Below are 20359 nucleotides of genomic sequence, written 5' to 3' on the forward strand. Positions count from 1 at the left end.
GACCTCAGCAGGGAGTTTCTCAATGATCAGTGCGATGGCGGACACACAGTCGTCGTCGGCATTGCGAGAGACCATCGCCAGGTTGGCGCCGGGTACCGCTTTGCGAGACGGGCTCGAACGAATTCTGCGCGGACGTACCGGCGCACTGATCGTCCTCGGATACGACGAGGAGATGGAAGCGCTGTGTGACGGCGGATTCAACCTCGACGTGGAGTTCGCACCAACCCGATTGCGCGAGCTCTCGAAGATGGACGGCGCGGTAGTCCTCTCGACGGACGGCACACGCATCGTGCGCGCCAACGTCCAGCTGGTTCCCGATCACAAGATTCCCACCGTCGAATCCGGCACCAGGCACCGTGCCGCCGAGCGCACGGCAATTCAAACCGGCTATCCCGTGGTCTCGGTCAGTCAGTCGATGTCGATCGTCAGTGTGTACGTCGGTGGTATCCGGCACGTCATCGACGGCTCGGCCACCATACTTTCGCGCGCCAACCAGGCCGTCGCGACGCTCGAACGATACAAAGCGCGACTCGACGAAGTGACACGGCAACTGTCGGTGGTCGAGATCGAGGATTTCGTGACTCTGCGCGACGCGTTGACCGTCGTACAGCGACTCGAAATGGTTCGCCGTGTGTCGATCGAAATCGAGCAGGATGTCCTCGAGCTCGGCACCGACGGTCGCCAGCTGGCACTGCAGCTCGAAGAACTGGTCGGCGACAACGACATTGCACGTCAACTGATCGTTCGGGATTATCTTGCCGGCCCCGAACCCATCGGCACCGCGGCGATGGACAACGTCCTCGTCGCACTCGATCGTGTCACCGACGCCGACCTACTCGATCTCACGACTCTTGCGCGTGTTCTCGGTTATCCGGGCACGATCGAAGCCCTCGACACTCCGATGACTCCTCGCGGATATCGCGTACTGATGCGTGTGCCTCGAGTGCAGTTCCATCAGATCCACCGGTTGGTCGGATCCTTCGGCACTCTCCAGTCGCTGCTGGCCGCTACGGCTGCCGATCTGCAGTCGGTCGAGGGCATCGGCGGGCTGTGGGCCCGTCACATCCGTGAGGGACTTTCCCGGCTCGCGGAGACGTCGATCACCGGATCGTTCAACTAGCGGGCCTGTTCGGGCTTGCCCGCTCTCACGCGATGTTGAACGGCTCCGGGGAGCTTCGCAGTGCGCCGAGCTGACCGACAACCGTGTACGCGCCTGCGCCCACCGGATTGCGCTCGGGGTTCTGCGCGGTCGCGCACTCGGGGGTCGACGTCGTGGCCGACCAGGCGACCTTGAACGCAGCTTGCTCGCCGGGAGCGAGATTGCGTACGTCGGCTGCGGGCTGGGGATAGCAGTCGACGTTGGACCACAAACGGGTCTTGCCGTCGATGCTGTAGACGAGCACCTGCTGCAGGCCGCCCGCCAGATCTCGATCACAGGGTGCCGAACCGATGTTGGTGATGACGATCGTGAAGGACGGCTCTTCACCGGGAGCGAAGGTCGCCTTGTCTGCGGTCGCCTTGACTGCCAACGACGAGTCCGCGCACTGACCAGCCGGGACCGGAGCGCCGGTGGTCGACGAGGACGATGCCGACGTCGACGATCCCGAAGCCTGCGTGCCCGAGCCACCTGATCCACCCGCAGCACCGCCACCCGAACCACCGTTACCGTCCGGCGCGTTGGAGCCGGAAGGGTTGGGGGTGAAGGAGACGTCCGTCGTCAGCGAGGAACTCGCAGCGGCCGAATTGGCCTCAGGAGTATCGCTTCCACCGCCGAAGAGGGCGGACGCCGCCCAGATGATCAACGCCAGTGCAATGACGGCGGCACCAATGGCCAGCGCCCGGCGACGCCAGTAGATCTCGGGGGGCAGTGGTCCATTCGGTTCCAACACGGACTCAACGGTAGTTGGCGCAGGGTCCACTAACCGTCAGCTGAGGCGGCGTGTCGGTACCCATTGTCTGCTACCGGGTATCACTGCCCCGGAAGATCTAACCCTCGACGGTCTCGACGCTCTCGCCGATGTCGCCGACCGCGCCCTGAACTCGCATGTGACCGTCGGACAATGTGTACGTGACACCGACGATCGCGCACGCACCGTTGTCCACCTTGTCTGCGATGATCCGCGACCTCTGCATGATCAACGAGCCGGTCTCCACGACGTGTCGACCTTCGAGTTCGTCGACGGTGGACAAGCCTTCGTTGCGACCCATCAGGATGGAGGGAGCAACGCGCTCGACCACGCTGCGAATGAAGCCGTCGGGAACCGCACCCTTGTCCAGGGCGTCGAGCGTTGCCTTCACCGCACCGCAACCATCGTGACCGAGGACGACGATGAGCGGCACGTTGAGCACGTGAACGGCGTACTCGATCGAACCGAGCACCGAATCGTCGAGCACGTGACCCGCCGTACGCACGACGAACATGTCGCCGAGGCCCTGATCGAAGATGATCTCGGCGGCTACGCGCGAATCACCGCAACCGAACAGCACCGCGGTGGGGTGCTGCCCATCGACCAGCTTCGCGCGATCGGCGATTCCCTGGCTGGGGTGAATGGACGCGTCGTTGACAAATCGCTCGTTGCCTTCGCGAAGGGACTTCCAAGCGGAAATGGGGCTTGATCGTGGCATTCACTCATTGTGCACCCGTCGCATTTCGGACTCTCGCCGGGAAGGTTGCGTAGACGCAAACGGAAGCTCCGCGTCCACATTCACGCCTTGTGATGGCGTGCCCGAATTGGAACTTACTTCAGAGTCAGTTTCCTGATACCGTCTCCGAACGTGACCTGGAGCACTTCGACCTTCCGAGTGTGATCGAAGAAACCCGACCAGAACGATTCGGACGGAAAGGGGGATGGCGTGAGCACTGAAGTTGGAACAACCGGGGACGCAACGCCTGCCTCCCCCGCCAAGACGAACATGTTCTCGAACCTGCTGTCCGAGATCGGACTGCTGTTCACCTTCACCGTTCGCGTATGCGTCGCCGCTTTCACAACTCTGCGACACAAGCGCCTCGCCTGGCGTGAAGCGCTCGACCAGATGTGGTTTCTCGCCCACGTCACCTCGGTCGCTTCGGCACTGGTGATGATTCCCCTCGGCGTGGGCGTAGCTCTCCAGATCGGTTCGCTCGCAGACCAAATCGGCGCGGGTTCATACAGCGGTGCAGTCGTCGCGTTCCTCATCATCGGACAGGCCGGACCGCTGGTCTGCGCCCTGATCATCGCCGGCGTCGGCGGTTCCGCAATCTGCGCAGATTTGGGAGCGCGCACGATCCGCGAAGAGATCGATGCGCTCGAAGTACTGGGCCTGCCGGTGTTGGAACGCCTGGTCGTGCCGCGGATGATCGCAATTGCCGTCGTCTGCCTCCTGCTGAATTCGATAGTTCTCGTGATCGGTTTGGGCGCAAGCCTCTTCGTTCACGTCCTGATACTCGACGGCAACGCACAGAGCTTCCTGCGCAATCTCGTTCAATTCAGTCAACCGAGCGACTTCGTCGTCTCCGGTATCAAAGCCGTTGCCTTTGCTCTCATCTCGGGAATCGTGGCCTGCTACAAGGGCCTGACCGTCAAGCGCGGAGCTCAAGGCGTCGGCGACGCAGTCAACGAGACCGTCGTGCTCTCGTTTGTCCTCGTGTTCGTCGCCAACCTCGCAATTACCCAGTTCTACCCGCTGTTCGTCTCGGTGAAGGGTGCCTACTGATGCACCTGCCCATCGCAATTCGTGCCAAGCGGGCCAGTTCGCGCACCGTCGACGGTCTGAGTCGACTCGGCGATCAGTTCACGTTCCACGCGCGTGTCATCACCTCGATTCCGGCAACCCTCAAGCGATATTGGCGTGAAGTCGCCCGTCTCGTCGCCCAGGTGGCATTCGGTTCGGGCACCCTGCTCGCCGGCGGCGGCAGCGTCGTCGTGATCTTCGCGATCTCGTTCTTCGCAGGTTCCCAGATCGGACTCGAGGGCTACCGCGGACTCAACCTCGTCGGCCTCGCACCGCTGTCCGGCGTGATGTCCGCCATCGCGAATACTCGTGAGGTCGCACCACTCGTTGCCGCAATCACCTTGGCTGCCAAGGTCGGAACTGGATTCACCGCGCAGCTCGGAGCCATGCGGATCTCCGAGGAAATCGACGCACTCGAAGTCATGGCGATTCCCTCGCTGCGATACCTGGTCACCACCCGAATGATCGCGGCGCTCATCGCGGTGGTCCCGCTGTACCTGGTCGGCCTGTTTGCTTCGTACATGGCAACGGCGCTCGCGGTGATCCGGGTCAAAGGCCAGTCGGAGGGAACATACGGCTACTACTTCAGTCTTTTCCTCTCTCCCAACGACATCTGGTTGTCGTTGATCAAAGTCATGGTGTTCGCGGTCGTCGTGACCCTCGTGCACTGCTACTACGGTTATACCGCGACTGGCGGACCTGAAGGCGTCGGGCGAGCAGCCGGGCGAGCGCTGCGCACCAGCATCGTCTTCCTGGCCTTCACCGACGTCGCCATGACCATCGCGCTCTGGGGACTCAAACCTCAGGTGCCCGGGTTGACCGGATGATCGTCACGGGTACCAGTCGAATTGCACTGGCACTGCGTGGTTTACTTGCGATAGTCCTGCTGATCGTCGCCTACGTCTTCTTGTTCAGCAGGGGCACGGACACGTTCAGTTCCACACCGCAGGTCAGTGCTGTCGTCCCTGCCAGCGCCGGTGCGCTGCGAGTCGGATCCTCGGTTCAGTACCGCGGCGTCGTCGTCGGTTCGGTCGCCGACATCGAGCCTGGCACCACCGCTTCCACCATCTCACTCGCAATCGACGAGGGTGCATTCGAGGACATACCGTCGACAAGTCAGGTGCGGCTGATGCCCCGCAACATCTTCGGCGACTTCTTCGTGGACCTGATTCAACCTGACGGTCTCTCGCGCGGTCCTGCTCTAGCGCCGGGTACCGAGTTGGCATCAGATCAGTCCGAAGTCGCGGTCCAGCTCTACCAATCGATCTCACGGATCTACTCGCTCGTTTCTTCCCTCGACCCCGCCGACATCAACGTGGCGCTCACGGCAGTCTCGGATGCGATGAGTGGCAAGGGAAACCAGATCGGTGAGTCTCTCGATTCAGTCCACCAAGCGTTGGTCGGTGCGCAGCCCGTCATCGACGGACTCGGTGACGACCTCGACGACATAGCCACGCTCGCCGACAGTCTCTCGACGAGTGCGCCCGACATGCTCGCCGCATTCGAGAACTCCATCACCACATCCAAGACCGTCGTCGAGAAATCCGACGGATTGGCGGGGCTTCTGCGAGCAGGCACCAGCACTGGATCTGCTGCCACGAGTCTGATCGGCGACAATCGCGACCGCCTGATCACCTTGGTCGACGACGCCGATTCCCTCACCGGTGCAATCACTTCGCGGCCAGACCACATCACCACCTTCTACAACGGCCTGCGCAATCTCACGATCAAACTCCCGCCCGCATTGGCGCACGGTCCCTGGCTCAGCACTGACTTGCGCCTGTCTGTCACAGATCTGTATCCGTATGGAAAGACCGACTGCCCACAATACGACGGGACCCGCGGCCCCAACTGCCCTGCCGCCGCGACCGCGTTCGGCGGAACCGTCGGCCCGGTCGGCAGCCCTGCCGAACAATCCCTGATCTCAGCTATCACCCAGGGCAGTACAGCTTTGGACACTCTCGTGGCGGGGCCGGTCTTTCGCGGCACGACGGTGGTGGGCGGATGAGCGTGAAGAAATCTCTGATCAGGTTCGGACTGTTTGCCGCGCTGTCGATTCTCGCCACCGTGGTCGTGGTGAGCACTCTGATCAACCCAGTCTCCGGGTCTAGTTCGCAGTACCGGGCCGTCTTCGTCAATGCCTCCGGCCTGGTCACCGGCAGCGATGTTCAGATCGCCGGGGTGCGAGTAGGGCGCGTCGACAGCGTCGAGTTGGTGAACAACCAAGCCGTCGTCGGCTTCGAACTCGAATCTACACAACGTATTCCGACCGACGGTCGGGCTGTGGTGAGGTATGCAGATCTGCTGGGGGCACGGACGATCTCGATCGAACCCGGACAGGGCGAACTCGTAGCCGGCAACTACCTCTCCCCCGGAGCCACAATTCCCGTGGAACAGACTCAGCCGGCGATCGACCTCACCGACATCCTCGGCGGTTTCCGTCCCCTGTTCGACGCACTTGACCCCGCAGAAGTCAACGAGCTTGCCGCACAAGTCGTCCAGGTATTCCAAGGACAAGGTTCCACCATCGAAAGCCTGCTGGAGCGCACAGTTGCCGTCACCGAGAACTTGACGTCCCGAGACGCGATCTTGGACCAACTACTGACCAACCTCGACCGGGTACTCACCGTCACGACGACGAATCGACCCAACTTCGTCGAGATGATCAACACGCTCGACACGCTGGTAGGCGGTTTGGCACAGGATCGCCAACAGATCTCGGCCGCAGTTGATTCCGCAGGTGCCCTGACTTCTTCCCTTCAGGACTTGGTGACGCGCGTGGAACCGGACTTGGCTGGCGCGCTGACTTCGATCGATCAGTCGGCCAGCGTCGTCGTCGACAATCGTGAGTCGCTGGCGACCGGTATCACCGCTTTCGATCAACTGTTCACCCAATTGGGAATCGCAATGAGCTACGGCAGTTGGGCGAACATCTACATCTGTAATTTCCGGCTCAGCGCGCTGGACCAATCGGTGACTCTCGGCGGCCCCGAGCGTTCGGCGGTGTGCCGATGAACTGGCTCACCGTCAAGAACCCGGTCCGCAACGGAATGATCTGCATTCTCGTCGGAGTCTGTGTCGTTCTGGCCGCACTCGTTGTCCCTCAATTGATCTTGAAGGTCAAGACCAACGAGTACAACGCCGTGTTTGCCAACGCCACCGGATTGACGCAGGACGATCCGGTCAACGTCGCGGGAGTCCCGAGCGGGGTGGTCACCTCGTTGGCGGTCAGCGGCAACTCTGTTGAAGTCACCTTCCGACTCGACGACGGCGTCACTCTCGGCGAAAACTCGCGCGCGGACATCAAGATCTCGACTCTGCTCGGCCGACGCTCGCTCGACATCACTCCGAACGGATCGCGCTCGTTACCCGGAGGTTCGACCATTCCCATCGAGAACACGAGTGTTCCGTTCACCCTCGACGATCTCGGACGAGGAGCACAATCCACTTCGGAAAACCTTGATCTGCAACAACTGCGAAACATGCTGACCGTGGTGTCCGACAACTCACCTGACGATCCCGAGCTCGTTCGCCGCTCGCTCGAGGGAATCGACGCACTCTCCGGAGTAGTCAACGACAACGACGTTGCGCTCCGTTCCCTTCTCACCGGAGCGCAGCAGACGACCGCAACACTGATCGAGCAGAAGGACACTCTGGAAACCCTTCTGGGAAATGCGGACCTGGTGATGGCCACGATCGCCGACCGGCGAGATGTGCTGAATGCGCTTGTACAAGACCTCAATCAGTTGAGCACCACACTTGCCCAGTTCCTGGGTGACAACCAGGCATTGGTCGACTCGGTCATGGGAGACATCCACGAGGTGACGGGAATTCTTTCCGAGAACGAACAATCACTGACCACGTTGCTCGACAACTTCGCCCCCAGCGTTCGGTACGTCACCAATGCGACCGGTAACGGCAACTGGCTCGACCTCAACTCGCCCTCCACCCTCATCCCGGACAACTGGTTGTGCGTCGTCGGGCTCGTTCAGGGGTGTCGATGACCACGACCGTCAAGAAGCTCGCCGTGCTGGCAGCGATAATGATCTGCGCGATCGGTGCGGTCCTGTTCGTCACGCGTGACGAACACCAACTCACTCTCACTGCCGAATTCACCTCGACCGACGCCATCTTCACCGGCAACACGGTGACTATTCTGGGAGTTCCCAGCGGGAGGGTCGAGAGCGTCACGCCGGAAGGGTCCCGGGTACGAGTGGCGATGAGCCTGCCATCCGGAACACGCATACCGGCCGACGCGCAGGCCTGGGTCCTTTCTCCTTCGGTCATCAGTGACCGCACGATCGAACTCGGCCCCGGCTACGAGGACGGTGAGTTCCTCGTGGACGGCGCAGTGATCCCTCTCGAACGAACTCACTCCCCTCTGACATGGGACCAGCTCACCGCATCGGTGAACGAACTGACGGTGGCGCTCGGCCCTGGCGCGGACGGCGGTGGGATCGGTGACCTCATCGGAGAAGGCGCCCACGCGTTGGACGGCAACGGGCAAGCATTCAACGATGCCGTTCGGTCCATCTCACAGGCTAGTTCGGTACTGGCGGGTGCAAGTCCCGACATCTCCGAACTCGTGAAGAACCTGAACACCCTCGTGCAGTTGATCGCGGACAACCAGACCAAGGTCGACTCGCTGTCGAATTCGGTGACAGTCACCGCCCGCGCGTTCAGTACCCAGCGAGAAGACATCAGCGGGGCGCTCGATTCCCTGACCACGTTGCTCGGACAGGTCTCAGCGCTACTCGCCGAACACGGCGAGGCGGTCACCGCCGATCTGGGTGCGCTCGCACAGTTGGCCGGTGCAGTCGCGACCAAACAGGACCAACTGCGCGAGATCATCGAAACGGCACCAACGGGATTCGAGAACGTCGCCAACCTCGTCACCGAAGAAGGCCGAGCCAGAGCGCGATTGAACGTCGCCACCGATCTCTCACAGTTCGACACGACGCGAGAACTGTGCGAGAAGATGCCGATTCCGCTGTGCACCGGGCCTGGGATCGTCAATCCCATCGAATTTCCTTCGGCAGGCAGCTCCGACCTGGCACGCATCCTCGGTGGGGGCAACTGATGGCGTCGAACAAGTCCGTGGTGAGCGTTGTCGTGGCACTTGTCATCGCGGCGCCGTTGACCGGCTGCAGTCTCAACTTCCAGCACCTCCCCCTCGGGCGCGGTCTGCCAGGAGAGTCGTACCCGCTGAACATGGAATTCGTCGATGCGTCATTACTCCCCGTCGGCGGCGAGGTGCGGATCGGCCAGGCAGTGGTCGGCAGAGTCACGTCGATGAGCGCGGAAACATTTGCAGCCGTGGTACATACCGAAATCGAATCGAACATCGAACTACCCGTCGGCACTCGCGCTCGGATCGAGCTGTCCACCCCGATCGGCGACGCATTTGTCAACCTCGAAGTTCCGGTCGATCCAACGGGCCCCAGGCTCGAACCAGGTTCCACCATCGCGCGAGCGGAGACCGTGCGCGGACCCGATGTCGCACAACTGCTCGGCGCCGTCGGAACTCTGTTGAACGGCAGTGGGTTGGCGCAGGTCAAGAACATCGTCAGTGAGGCTGATCAGATTCTCGACGGCAGGGAGGAGACGATCCGCGATCTGCTTGCGCGCCTTGACACTTTTCTCGGAACACTTGACGACCGAAAGGAATCGATCAATTCGGCACTGAATTCCCTGAACCGGCTCAGCGCTCTGATCGGTGACGAGAGCGCCACCATCGACGAAGGCTTGCGAACACTCACACCCGCATTGGGCGTGATCGCCGACCAACGACAACCGCTCCTCGATCTTCTCGACGAAACCGATCGGCTCAGTACCGCAACCAATTCCGTGCTCGACCAGTCGACCGACCAGATTTCCGAGATCACCGGACGACTGTCACCCATCCTCGACCAGTTCTCGGCAATGGGCCCGACACTGAGTGAGACCATGTCCAACCTGGACAACGCAAGAGCGCTCCTCGAGCGCGCCAGCCCAGGTGATTACGTGAACATCGACCTCGACGTCGATGTCGAGGGCACCGTGACCGGGGTGCTCAACGAGATAATTCCGGGCGCCGCACCGCCACTGCCACCTCTGCCCGCCTCCGATCGGGAACTGCCGATCACGACACCCCTGCAAGGAGGAACGCGATGAAGAACCGAACCGTCTATTTCGAGATCGTCGCCTTTCTCCTCATCGCGGTGGTAAGCACTACGTATGTGCTCCGACAAGTAGGTGCTGGAGATCCTTTCACCGGAACATTCTCGGTCACCGTCGAATTGGAGAACGCGGCCGGAATCGCTCCGGGTTCGGAAGTGGCCTATCGCGGAGTCACCGTCGGCGACGTCGAGTCGGTGGAGGTGGACTCTGCCCAGGACCTCGTCGTGATGACGTTGAGCATCGCCGCCGACCAACAGATCCCCAACGATTCGCATGTGGCCATCAGCCAGGACACCGCCGTTCCGGTATTGAAAGTTCAGTTGTCCTCGCAGACCGACGGCGGCCCGTATCTGGTTGAAGGTTCGGTTGTTCCGACTGAGCGCACTTCGATCCCGGTCGCGTTGGGAACCGTGATTGCGAATTTCAACGCTGCTGCCGACACCGTCGATCCGGCAGATCTGCGTACCCTCTCGCACGAACTCGGTGAGGGATTGAACGGATTGGGTCCGGATCTGCAGGCGCTCGTCGACAACTTCGACGTGCTCGCGCGCACTGTCCAAGCCGATCAACCGCGTGTCAACACACTCGTCGAGAACTCGCGCTCACTGTTCACTGCGAACGAGGAAAATGTTGGCGCTCTTCCCGAAGTTGCACTCACACTTCGCCAATTGACAGATCAGGTACGAAAATCCGATCCGCAACTGCGCACACTCCTCGATCGAAGCCCGAGTGTTCTCGACAATCAGATACTGCCTCTCATCGAACAGAGTCGTGAGCCGTTCAGTCTGCTGTTGGCCAATTCTCTCGTCTCCACTCAGATCGTCACTGCACGGATGCCCGCCGTCGATGCCTTGTTGGTGGTGGTGCCCAAAGGATTCGAGAAGTTCGGAAGTATCGTCAAAGACGGACGGGCACAGCTTGATCTGATCACAGCACTCGGCCCGGTCTGTATCTACGACACGCCCCGGCGATCGGTACAGGACACCTCACCGACCATGCTCGACAAGAACCAACACTGCGCGGACCAGTCGGGCCGGATCCAGAATCGCGGTTCGCAGAACGTCCCCACCGGAGCTGGAACGATCGACGGGGTTGCCGAATACGATCCTGCCCTCGGCACAGTTGCGGCCGGTGACGGAACGTCGATTCGTCTGGGCTTCAACGGTGGTCAGAACACCGTTCTCGGTGACAACTCGTTTGCCGCACTACTAGTACAAGGAACGCAATGACCGAGACACCCCAGTCCGAGACACCCCAACCCCAGACTCCCGAGAGTCCGACACCCACAATCGTCGAAAAGCCCAAGCGGCTTCGCAAGCAGACCTTGTTGATCGTTGCCGGCGTCCTGGTCGTGGTCGCGGCGCTCGGATGGGGCGCATTCGCGACCTGGCAGAAATCGGCCGACGAAGACGCGCGTACCAGCGCACTGGACAGCGGACGACAATTCGCCACTGATCTTGCGACGTACAACTTCCAGAACCTCGATCAGAATCTTTCCGTGGTGCGTGACAACTCTGTCGGAGAGTTCGCCGGTCAGTACGCCCAGGTGGCAGCCAACCTGCAGAACATGATCGTGCAGTATCAGGCGACCTCGTCCGCTCAGATCATTTCAGCCGGACTGGCGAGCAGTGATCGCGACAACGCCGAGGTGCTCGTGTTCCTCGATCAGACGATCACCAATACCAACTCCCCCGATCCGAGGATCGACCGTAACCGCATGCAACTTTCTCTGGTCCGCGAGGACGGCGATTGGAAACTGAGCAACGTGCAGTTGTTGTGACTCAAAGGTCTGGCGTCACAGGCAGCCGTGTCGGTGACTGCCGATAAAGTGGCCTCCAGAAGTCGACGTGTCCTTCGTCGACCAGGAGCACAGGTTCGAGGAGTGTGTCGGTAGCAGTGGCAGTGGAATCTTCGGTGCTACTGAAGTGGTACTCCGAGACGGCTCGTGACCTGCCGTGGCGACGCGAGGGCGTCAGTGCCTGGCAGATCCTGATGAGCGAGATCATGCTCCAGCAGACGCCGGTGGTGCGCGTTGCGCCCATCTGGGAAGAGTGGGTGGAGCGCTGGCCGGTACCGTCGGCGATGGCAGCGTCGAGTCAGGCAGAAGTGCTTCGCGCGTGGGGCAAACTCGGTTACCCGCGACGCGCGCTGCGGTTACACGAATGCGCGGGCGTCCTGGCCGCCGAGCACGGTGACGTGGTGCCGGAAGACGTCGACACCCTGCTCTCCCTACCGGGAATCGGTTCGTACACCGCCCGCGCCGTGGCGTGCTTCGCCTACGGACAGCGAGTGCCGGTGGTGGACACCAACGTACGACGCGTGGTTGCGCGAGCCGTCCACGGCAATGCGGAACCCGGCAATCCGTCCAACACGCGAGACCTCGCCGACGTCGCGGCGCTGCTGCCACGGACACGAGCGCGCGCCGCCACCTACAGCGCCGCTCTCATGGAACTCGGTGCACTGATCTGCACTGCGCGGACGCCGAACTGCGAGAACTGCCCTTTGCCGAACTGCGCGTGGGTCGCTTCGGGCAAACCTGCACACACCGGACCGCCCAAGAAGGTGCAGAAGTTCGCGGGCACCGATCGCCAAGTTCGCGGAAAATTGATGGCCGTTCTGCGCGAGAGCCACCGTCCGGTCGAACGCGCGCAACTCGACATCGTCTGGCCGACCGATCCTGGTCAGCGTGACCGCGCACTACATTCCCTGCTGGTCGACGGACTGGTCGAGCAGACCGATGACGGCCTGTTTGCACTGGCTGGAGAAGGTACGCCCTAGCCCACTCGCATCGGGTCGCATGCTTCTGCTGGTTCGACGGTCTGGGGTGGTGTGACATCAGGATCCGAACGCCGAAACGCAGCGGGAACGACGGGTACCACCGGGTCGCAAGGCGGGAGCGTCAGGATCGGTAGGGCCGCTCCGGACGGTGGCCCGCTCGTCGGGTTCGCCGGCTCGGCGCCGACGTTCGGGCGATCAGTGGACACCGCTCGCGACCCGTCCGGCGACAGAGCGATCAGCAATCCCGTCAGCATGAGCAGGAGCGGCAGCACTATTGCCGCCGCCCACCGGATTCTGTTGACGGGCTGAACAGCCGCGCCGCCAGCGGACCTGACCTCACTCCCCCGACCGGCCGCTACCAGCGCAGCGCCTATCGCCAGTTGGGCGCGCTCGCCGAGATACAGGAAGCCGAGCCCTACCGATTCGGCGGCTTCGGCGGACAGCTGCCGAGACTCTTCCTTCACCAGCATCGCGACGAGCATCTTGGGCACGGGGTCTCGTTCAGCGACGAGCAGGTCCAATGTCGCAGCAAATGTCGAGCTGTCTGTAAGCAACTCGGCGGTTGCGTAACGGTGCGCCGAGTCCACGACGCCGGCGCTCGGATCGATGGCAGCGATCACAGTCTCACCGCCGTCCGGCCAGAATGCGAGAATCGGCGAAATACCATTCAGGGCGTCGACCGTCCGCAAGTAGGCAAGGCGAGCGTCCAGACCGTTGACCAACTCGATGTTCTCGAAAGTGCTGGAGGACAATGAACCCGGGACAAATTCGCGCACGTCCGCGCGCTCGCACATCACTCCGACGACGGTGGGGCACAGGTTCGAGCGCAGGGCCCGACCGGTGGCGACCTCGGCAGCGGAGGCGAGCGCGCGTGCCGACGCTTGCGCAGAGGGAACAGTCCCGTTCGCGCCCCACGGATGACGGAACTCGTCGATCGAGCCCAGAAGGGGCGTGTCCGCATCTACGAGAGCTGTTGAAATGGAATTGTTTTCGAATACCACGCCCAGGCTTTCACGCACTGGATCCTCCATTGACTGTTTCCAACTGGTTCTGAACTGTTTCAGGTGTTGCTATCACTGTGGAGCTGTATCAGAACGTCAGGCCACCGACCGCCATTGCGCCTGGTTCCAACACCACGTCCACCGGCGCTCGGCCGTCGACCGTGACGCGATACGTCCCCGGCAGGAGTCCGACAAACGAGAAGCGACCCTCGAACGGTTTCACCGTCCGCGCTATCGCGTGCCCGCATTGATCGACGCCGTTGATCACCACCGCCTCCGAGATGCCCGACGTCACCAGACCTGAGATCCGACCATCTGCCGAGACAGCTGTCCCCTGGTCTCTCCGACCACCAACAGAATTCCCTTGTGGATCACACACTCCCGGGGTGGTCGCCACCCGCACGGTGACATCGTCCGACCGCACGCGAGCCGCCCCTCGATCTGCGGTGACCAGTGCAGCAATCGATAGACCGTCGGCGTCTTCCCGCTTTCCCGCAGTCATCGTCGCTGTCCGGGTGAAGTACCGGTCCGCTTCCAGATTGCCTATCAGGCAATGTAACCCGAACTCGTCGACACCCGAGCCGTCTCCGCAGTAGTCAGGCACGGAGGGTAGAACGAAACCTCGAGGCACCGGAAGCTGCACGACCACGTCCGAGAGCGGGTTGCCCCGGACGCCGATGTCTACGACATACGTCACCGGATCACCTTCTCGGACAATGCCGTTGGACGGTCCGGAATCGAGCCCTGGACCGTCACCGGGATCGAACGGCGGCGCACCGTCAATCGCCGTCAACTCGACTGTGAAGGGAGAAGCGGACTCTCCCTCGGCTGCCAATCGAACATCCGACTGCATCGGTAGCGCACCGAGCGCAGCTGCGCCGACAAGTAACACTCCTGTCACCACGACTACGCCTCGCACTCTTCGGGCGCACGCTCTCGGTCGGAGTCGGACCGTAACCGCCTTCGACCACACCACTGACAGACGAGTTCTCACGACACTCCTTCGATGGCCGACCCTCGGGGCCCGGTCGGGCACTCTCGACCAGATTTGGCGAATCCCGAGCTACGTTCAATAGAAGTCGCTCGAGGGACTCGAAAGCCAATGGTGACGGCATGATTATGTGGGTGAACTTCTCTCACCCGGGGTGAAGTCGCGGGTGAATTGCCCGGGATGACACGCTCTGGATTCGCACCAGCTACGCTCCTCCCTGTAGATAGATGGATCGAGACAATCCGCCCAAATCCGCCAATTAGCGTGGGGCGTGAAAGCAGAAAGGGTCCGCGTTGATGTTCGGGAGGGACGGCCACGACTGGGCAGCTATTCCCGAAAGGCGCACTCTCACCGAGTCGATTCCTCGGCAAGCACTGTTCGCGAAACTGGATCGACGCGCCGCTCTGACCGTCGTCCGTGCACCGAACGGCCACGGGAAATCGTCGTTGATCGCATCGTGGCTGCGCGCCCATCTGGCATCCGAACGAATACTCGTCTGGGTCTCGGCCCCACAGCCCTCGTCGACACTCGAAGATTTCTGGGCCGTTGTCCTCGATCGAATCCACGCTGCCGGAATCGCACTGCCCGACGTCGACGATCTCGCCGATCCTTTCACCGCTGCCGCCAAATCCCTGAACGCCCTCAGCCGCCCCGTACTGCTCGTGCTGATCAGGCCGGATCTGATATCGGAACCAGAGTTGGACGATCAGTTGATCGATCTCCTCACCCTCTGCCACAACCTGGACCTCGTGGTCACGCTCTCGGGATTCGGCATGTTCGCCGAGCCATACCTTCTCGACACGGATCACGAGGTCATCGGCGCCGATGAGCTGTTGTTCACGACATCCGATACCGCCCAATTGCTGGAACAGGCGGGGGTGCGCACGGCCGAAGGTGATGCAGAACAAATCACATCCCTGACGGGTGGGCTGCCCGCATTGGTTCGCGCCGCAGTCGCCGCCGTCAGGGACTCACGTAACAGCAACCGTGAGCGAGAGATCAAAACGAACACCGCGCAAGCGATAGACGATTACGTGACTGATTCCGTTCTCGCCACCGCTGAGCGCCTAAAGCAACATGAGTTCCTACTCGCGACCGCCTTTGGTCGATCGATCACCGTCGGCGTCGCCACAATGCTGTTCGAGTCCCAGCGCCCTGACACTGCCGAAACCGTTCATGAGATCCGCTCGCGGCTGGTGACGCTGGAGACAGCCGGCTTGTTGTCGCGCGTCGAGGCCGAAGCCGACGAAACATGGGAATTGCCTCCCGCCATTCGACGATCGCTACTCGCGCACCACACTCGCGTGGGAATCGATCCGTCGCAACGTCTTTCATTCCTCGCTCACAATCGACTCGACAACGGTCATCACGCGTCGGCGCTGGACTATGCGGTCGAGGCACAGAACTGGACCCTGGCAGTAGACATCGTCGAACAACATTGGGTGACGATGATCGTGCATAACCTGGACTCGGTTCGCTCCGCCCTCCAACGGATTCCGGCGGAAGCTGCCGACAAGCACTCTGCCGTTGAGGCCGGGCGTGCCTTGTTCACGATGCATCCGAGCAAGCGATCCACGTCAATCGACTTGCTACCCGAATCGCCGGCCGAACTGTGGGAACTCGGCGCCCAACCCAGCGCGAAGGACGCCTTGAGCATCGCCTGCGTTCAATCGATCATGCTCAGGATGGCCGGTGAATACGGGCTCTCGGCAGAGACCACCAGGCGGCTGTCTCACCTCAGCCGCAGTGCGCTGGAAAACAATCCGGAAGCGGTCAGCGCACAACTCCCCCTGATGCGACTTCAATGGGCGATCAATTTCCAATTGAGCGGCAGGTTCACCGAATCCACGATCAAGGCTCGAATGGCATACCACGGCGCCCTGTCTCACGGAGTCGACTTCATCGCTCGCAACTCTGCGGGTAGTGCCGCCCTGAATTGGGCTTTGGCAGGTGAGCCGCGGCAGGCCAGACACTGGTTCGAACTCGAACAGAAGCATCCTGACCCCGGGGGTTGGCTCGAACCTGTAGTCAAGATCGCCGGCTTGACGGCACGGGCTCTCGCCGCTCTCGACACACTCGACTTCGGTGACGCACGTATCGCACTGACCGAACTCGGCGTTCCGTCCGACACCGAGGAGCTATGGGCGTTCGTCGTCTATGCGCACAGCCAATTTGCCCTGACTCAGAGCAGTGCATCTTCCGCTCTGTCCTTGCTCCACAACGCGATTGGAGTGCATTCCAAGCAGTACACGGCCACGTCTTTCGCGCTTCCTCTGCTGCAATCCGCAGAAATCGATCTCCTGCTCGCACTCGGCGAGGGAAACAAGGCGACGGCTCTGGCCAAGGAAATTGCCGATCCTGCAGCCAACCCGTGGACGCTCGCGTCGGTGGCGCGTTTACGTCAGCGAATCGGCCAGAACGAGGCCGCTGTGGCGCTGTGCCATCAGTTCGACTGGTCTGGCGAATCCTATCCGCGGGCACAGATGGAATCGCTTCTGGTGCAAGCGGTTGCACACTCCGAGCTGGGTGAGCCACGCCTCGCCTCTCAGGAGTGGTCCAGAGCGTGCAGTATCGCGGACCAAACCGGACTTCTGCGTCCGTTCGCGACCATTGGATCGGCGGACGTCGAGAAACTCGAATCGATGGCAGTAACAAAATCGCGTGCACTCGCCGAGTTCTCGAAAAGGGCTCCTGCGGAATCATTTCCGGGATTCGTACGTATCGTGGAGCTGACCGAACGCGAACAGAAGGTCCTCTCACTCCTGGCGCTCGGCATGGGATCGGCCGCGATGGCCGACAAACTCTACGTGTCCGTCAACACCGTCAAGACTCAACTGCGCACTCTCTACAAGAAGCTCGACGTGCACAATCGAAACGAAGCGATCACGAAGGCACGTCAGCTGCGCCTGCTGTAGTCCCGGGTCGGATCTGATTCGGACTACATTCTGTAGGCATGAGCACCGATACCTGTGTCTTCTGCAAGATCGTCGCGCTGACCGAGCCGGCGATTCTCGTCCACGAGAGCGAGACGACTCTTGCATTTCTCGACGCCCGACCGGTGAGTCGCGGACACACCCTGGTGGTCCCCAAGCGTCATGCAGAAAACCTCGATGCTCTCGAAAGCCACGAGGGCGCAGAGATGTTCCGCGTCGGCACGCTCATCGCCGGAGCTCTACGCCGCTGCGACATCACCGCTGACGGAGTCAACTTTCTGGTCAACGACGGGCGTGCCGCGGGGCAAACCGTGTTCCACTCGCACCTCCACGTCGTCCCCCGCCATCGCGGCGACAAGGCGAAGTTCGCTGCCGGACTCCTGGCCAGGCGAGCCGTCGAACTGGAGCAGGTGGGCGCGTCGATCCGCAGTCAGCTCACCGTCTGAAGGAATTCCGTCACCACTTCGCGATAGCGCTGCGGTTGATCGTCGTGAACCAGGTGGCCTGCGTCGGCAATACGTACGTACCGAGTTCCCGGCCTCTCGGCCATCTCTCGCATCTGTCCCTCGGGGGTGATGGTGAACTCTCCCTCGATCAGCAAGGTCGGCACGTCGATCGCCTTCCACTGATCCCAGAAATGCCTCGTGCCCCACTCCTCCGAGATGTCGCGGAAGGTCGACACCTCGCCGTGCAGGTACCACCCGTCGTCGCGGCGGTCGAAAGAGTCGAGAAAGTACTGGCCGGCGACGGGCCCGAAGAATTCCTTCATCGCGTCCTCGGAAGCAAACGGCTGCGGCCACGCCGAGATCATCTGAGCCCAATCCGCGGCGGTGCGTCCGCGAAAATCCGGAGCCATGTCTTCGAGGACCAGTGCACAAACCTTTTCGGGATGCGATGCGGCGAAGCACCACGCGTGCAGAGCCCCCATCGAATGGCCGATCACGATCATCGGCTCCTCGATGGACGCAACGGCAGATGCCAGGTCGTCGACGAATGCCTCGGTGGTCAGCTCTGACGGCGCGGGCCGGCCGTGACCGGCGGCGTCGAACGTGTAGACGTGGCCGAACTCGCGGATCCACGGCACCTGGCGTCGCCACGTCCTCGAGCTGCCCATGAGGCCGTGCAACAACAGAATCGGTTGTCCTGTTCCACCTTCGTCATGCAACACGAGTGTCACGGTACGCGGTGAAGGTGCGCGGGTAATGTCGCTTGCATGGCAGTCGTGAAGATCAATGCAATCGAGGTCCCCGAGGGCGCCGGCCCCGAACTGGAGAAGCGCTTCGCAGCACGCGCTCATGCAGTCGAGAACTCCCCGGGCTTTCTCGGATTCCAACTCCTCCGCCCCACCGCAGGTGAGAGCCGCTACTTCGTGGTGACGCAGTGGGAGTCCGAGCAGGCGTTCGCCGATTGGCGTGACGGCCCTGCCCGCGAAGCCCATTCCGGCGAGCGTGCGAAGCCCGTCGCTTCGGGTGCGTCGTTGCTCGAGTTCGAAGTTGTCCTGGACGTCGCCGCAAAGAGCTGATCTAGAACGATTGTGCCCGCCTTGGCGGGCACAATCGACGGTCATCTCGGCTTACGCGTTGACACGGTGCGGGCAGTAGTGCAAAAGTTCGCATGTAAACGCGATGGTCCGACAGGAATCCGGTGAAAGCCCGGAGCGGTCGCGCCACTGTAATTCGAGGTGAAGTGCCTTTTTCGGCACGACTATTTCGACAGCCAGACACTTCGGCCATCGCATGGACCTAGGGGACGCGAAAATCCCAGGAGGCTTCGATGGCTCTCGCCTATTCTCCCGATACGTCGATCGATTCGACTCGTCTTGCTTTCCTCGCCGCTGCAGTAGTTCTGTTCGCGATGCTCGCTCTCTACCTGGTCGGATTCGACCAGGGCGCTATCTCTCGCACCGGCATGTACATGCATGAATTGATGCACGACGGTCGACACTTGATGGGCCTGCCGTGCCACTAGTCGACAATTTCACGAAGCTTCTCATTCGTGGTTTGTTGGCTGGTTTGATCGCAGGCATCCTTGCCGGCGGAGTTGCATTCGTGCTGGGTGAACCGCACGTCAATGCCGCCATTGCGATCGAAGAAGCCAACAGCGCCACCGGTGAGGTTGCCGGCGAAGCCGCTGGGCATTCGCACGGTGACGAAGAAGAACCACTGGTGAGCCGCGACGGGCAGCGCGCCGGGCTGTTCCTGGCCACAGCGCTGGCCGGACTGGCACTCGGGGCAATCTTCTCGGTCGTTGCCAATTACGCTCGACGACTCACCGGAATGTCCGGGCCGTTGTTGGCGATCACCATCGCCGTCGGTGGTTGGCTGGCCATCGAGGCCGTGCCCTTCTTCAAGTACCCGGCCAATCCGCCGGCCGTCGGAGATCCCGACACCATCAACCAGCGCACACTGCTGTGGCTGGCCGCCGTGATTCTCGGGCTACTGTCCGTCACCGCGGCAGCAGCGGCGGCAAAGGCAGTTTCCGGGCACGAGTTCCTCAGCGTGCGCATCGCTGCTCCGGTGGCTGCGTTCCTGGTGATCGCCACGATCGGTTACGTCTCGCTTCCCGGCATCAACGAGGTGGGCGAGGACTTCCCGGCAACTCTGCTGTGGGAGTTCCGACTTTCCTCGCTCGCTACGCAGGCGACGCTCTGGCTCGTGCTCGGGTTGGCATTCGCCTTCCTCACCGAGCGCGCGACCAAGAACACCGAAGTAGCAAAAAAGTACGCCCTTCGCTGAACCTGCTGTGCGCCTTTATTAACCGCGGGCGGTTAATAAAGGCGCACAGCA

At 61.7% G+C, this 20359-nt stretch carries 21 protein-coding genes and 1 riboswitch; of the genes, 16 read left to right on the forward strand and 5 right to left on the reverse strand.

Going from position 1 to position 20359, the window contains the following annotated elements:
- Positions 1-34: 34 nt before the first annotated feature.
- On the forward strand, positions 35-1120 hold the full coding sequence (disA, locus tag RE4_RS23165; RefSeq protein ID WP_060939455.1) for a DNA integrity scanning diadenylate cyclase DisA: 1086 nt from the start codon (positions 35-37) through the stop codon (positions 1118-1120).
- A gap of 25 nt (positions 1121-1145) precedes the next feature.
- Here the strand turns inward: disA and RE4_RS23170 are convergent, their stop codons facing one another.
- A complete protein-coding gene (locus tag RE4_RS23170; RefSeq protein ID WP_019746833.1) occupies positions 1146-1889 on the reverse strand; it encodes a DUF4232 domain-containing protein in 744 nt (247 codons plus the stop codon).
- A gap of 97 nt (positions 1890-1986) precedes the next feature.
- Positions 1987-2625 (reverse strand): carbonic anhydrase, encoded by a 639-nt coding sequence (locus RE4_RS23175; protein WP_019746832.1) that lies wholly within the window; start codon positions 2623-2625, stop codon positions 1987-1989.
- Positions 2626-2853: 228 nt separating this feature from the next.
- Between RE4_RS23175 and RE4_RS23180 the strand changes: the two genes are divergently transcribed.
- The 10 genes from RE4_RS23180 (at position 2854) to RE4_RS23225 (ending at position 12648) form a co-directional block, all read left to right on the forward strand.
- Positions 2854-3693, forward strand: a complete 840-nt coding sequence (locus tag RE4_RS23180) for an MlaE family ABC transporter permease (RefSeq protein ID WP_020968384.1) — start codon at positions 2854-2856, stop codon at positions 3691-3693.
- Positions 3693-4538, forward strand: coding sequence for an MlaE family ABC transporter permease (locus RE4_RS23185; RefSeq protein WP_020906104.1), 846 nt, complete (start codon positions 3693-3695; stop codon positions 4536-4538). Before RE4_RS23180 ends, RE4_RS23185 begins: the two co-directional genes overlap by 1 nt.
- The gene (locus tag RE4_RS23190) at positions 4535-5719 is read left to right on the forward strand and encodes an MCE family protein (protein ID WP_030534783.1); all 1185 of its coding nucleotides are present in this window, start codon (positions 4535-4537) and stop codon (positions 5717-5719) included. Before RE4_RS23185 ends, RE4_RS23190 begins: the two co-directional genes overlap by 4 nt.
- On the forward strand, positions 5716-6726 hold the full coding sequence (locus tag RE4_RS23195) for an MCE family protein (protein ID WP_020906102.1): 1011 nt from the start codon (positions 5716-5718) through the stop codon (positions 6724-6726). Before RE4_RS23190 ends, RE4_RS23195 begins: the two co-directional genes overlap by 4 nt.
- A complete protein-coding gene (locus RE4_RS23200) occupies positions 6723-7715 on the forward strand; it encodes an MCE family protein (protein WP_238076924.1) in 993 nt (330 codons plus the stop codon). The genes RE4_RS23195 and RE4_RS23200 overlap by 4 nt, the downstream gene beginning before the upstream one ends.
- Positions 7712-8791, forward strand: a complete 1080-nt coding sequence (locus RE4_RS23205; RefSeq protein WP_031332813.1) for an MCE family protein — start codon at positions 7712-7714, stop codon at positions 8789-8791. The genes RE4_RS23200 and RE4_RS23205 overlap by 4 nt, the downstream gene beginning before the upstream one ends.
- Positions 8791-9864, forward strand: coding sequence for an MCE family protein (locus RE4_RS23210; RefSeq protein ID WP_060939430.1), 1074 nt, complete (start codon positions 8791-8793; stop codon positions 9862-9864). The genes RE4_RS23205 and RE4_RS23210 overlap by 1 nt, the downstream gene beginning before the upstream one ends.
- Complete coding sequence (locus RE4_RS23215; protein ID WP_060939431.1) at positions 9861-11099, forward strand: MlaD family protein; 1239 nt, start codon at positions 9861-9863, stop codon at positions 11097-11099. The genes RE4_RS23210 and RE4_RS23215 overlap by 4 nt, the downstream gene beginning before the upstream one ends.
- Positions 11096-11650 carry an Rv1363c family protein gene (locus RE4_RS23220; RefSeq protein WP_060939432.1) on the forward strand — a complete coding sequence of 185 codons (555 nt, stop codon included), beginning with the start codon at positions 11096-11098 and terminating at the stop codon, positions 11648-11650. The genes RE4_RS23215 and RE4_RS23220 overlap by 4 nt, the downstream gene beginning before the upstream one ends.
- Positions 11651-11766: 116 nt before the next feature.
- On the forward strand, positions 11767-12648 hold the full coding sequence (locus tag RE4_RS23225) for an HhH-GPD family protein (protein ID WP_024487744.1): 882 nt from the start codon (positions 11767-11769) through the stop codon (positions 12646-12648).
- Here RE4_RS23225 and RE4_RS23230 read toward each other — a convergent pair.
- Entirely contained in the window at positions 12645-13667 is a 1023-nt protein-coding gene (locus RE4_RS23230) for a hypothetical protein (RefSeq protein ID WP_238076934.1), read from the reverse strand. The two genes, RE4_RS23225 and RE4_RS23230, sit on opposite strands and share 4 nt — an antisense overlap.
- 70 nt (positions 13668-13737) lie before the next feature.
- Positions 13738-14550 carry a hypothetical protein gene (locus RE4_RS23235; protein WP_238076944.1) on the reverse strand — a complete coding sequence of 271 codons (813 nt, stop codon included), beginning with the start codon at positions 14548-14550 and terminating at the stop codon, positions 13738-13740.
- A gap of 386 nt (positions 14551-14936) precedes the next feature.
- On the opposite strand from RE4_RS23235, the gene RE4_RS23240 reads away from it, so the two are divergent.
- Both RE4_RS23240 and RE4_RS23245 read left to right on the forward strand, forming a co-directional pair.
- Positions 14937-17555 (forward strand): helix-turn-helix transcriptional regulator, encoded by a 2619-nt coding sequence (locus tag RE4_RS23240; RefSeq protein ID WP_060939435.1) that lies wholly within the window; start codon positions 14937-14939, stop codon positions 17553-17555.
- Positions 17556-17593: 38 nt separating this feature from the next.
- Positions 17594-18019, forward strand: a complete 426-nt coding sequence (locus RE4_RS23245) for an HIT family protein (protein ID WP_060939436.1) — start codon at positions 17594-17596, stop codon at positions 18017-18019.
- Here RE4_RS23245 and RE4_RS23250 read toward each other — a convergent pair.
- Positions 18004-18741, reverse strand: a complete 738-nt coding sequence (locus RE4_RS23250; protein WP_029254422.1) for an alpha/beta fold hydrolase — start codon at positions 18739-18741, stop codon at positions 18004-18006. The two genes, RE4_RS23245 and RE4_RS23250, sit on opposite strands and share 16 nt — an antisense overlap.
- A gap of 45 nt (positions 18742-18786) precedes the next feature.
- Here RE4_RS23250 and mhuD point away from each other — a divergent pair, with 45 nt between their 5' ends.
- The 3 genes from mhuD (at position 18787) to RE4_RS23265 (ending at position 20308) form a co-directional block, all read left to right on the forward strand.
- A complete protein-coding gene (gene mhuD / locus RE4_RS23255) occupies positions 18787-19095 on the forward strand; it encodes a mycobilin-forming heme oxygenase MhuD (RefSeq protein WP_007726927.1) in 309 nt (102 codons plus the stop codon).
- Positions 19096-19182: 87 nt separating this feature from the next.
- Positions 19183-19321, forward strand: a riboswitch (cobalamin riboswitch).
- 25 nt (positions 19322-19346) lie between these two features.
- The gene (locus RE4_RS23260) at positions 19347-19541 is read left to right on the forward strand and encodes a CbtB domain-containing protein (RefSeq protein ID WP_003945915.1); all 195 of its coding nucleotides are present in this window, start codon (positions 19347-19349) and stop codon (positions 19539-19541) included.
- Positions 19532-20308, forward strand: coding sequence for a CbtA family protein (locus RE4_RS23265; protein ID WP_019746815.1), 777 nt, complete (start codon positions 19532-19534; stop codon positions 20306-20308). Before RE4_RS23260 ends, RE4_RS23265 begins: the two co-directional genes overlap by 10 nt.
- Positions 20309-20359 lie beyond the last annotated feature (51 nt).

This window comes from Rhodococcus erythropolis NBRC 15567 (assembly GCF_001552595.1).
Classification (GTDB): domain Bacteria; phylum Actinomycetota; class Actinomycetes; order Mycobacteriales; family Mycobacteriaceae; genus Rhodococcus_F; species Rhodococcus_F erythropolis.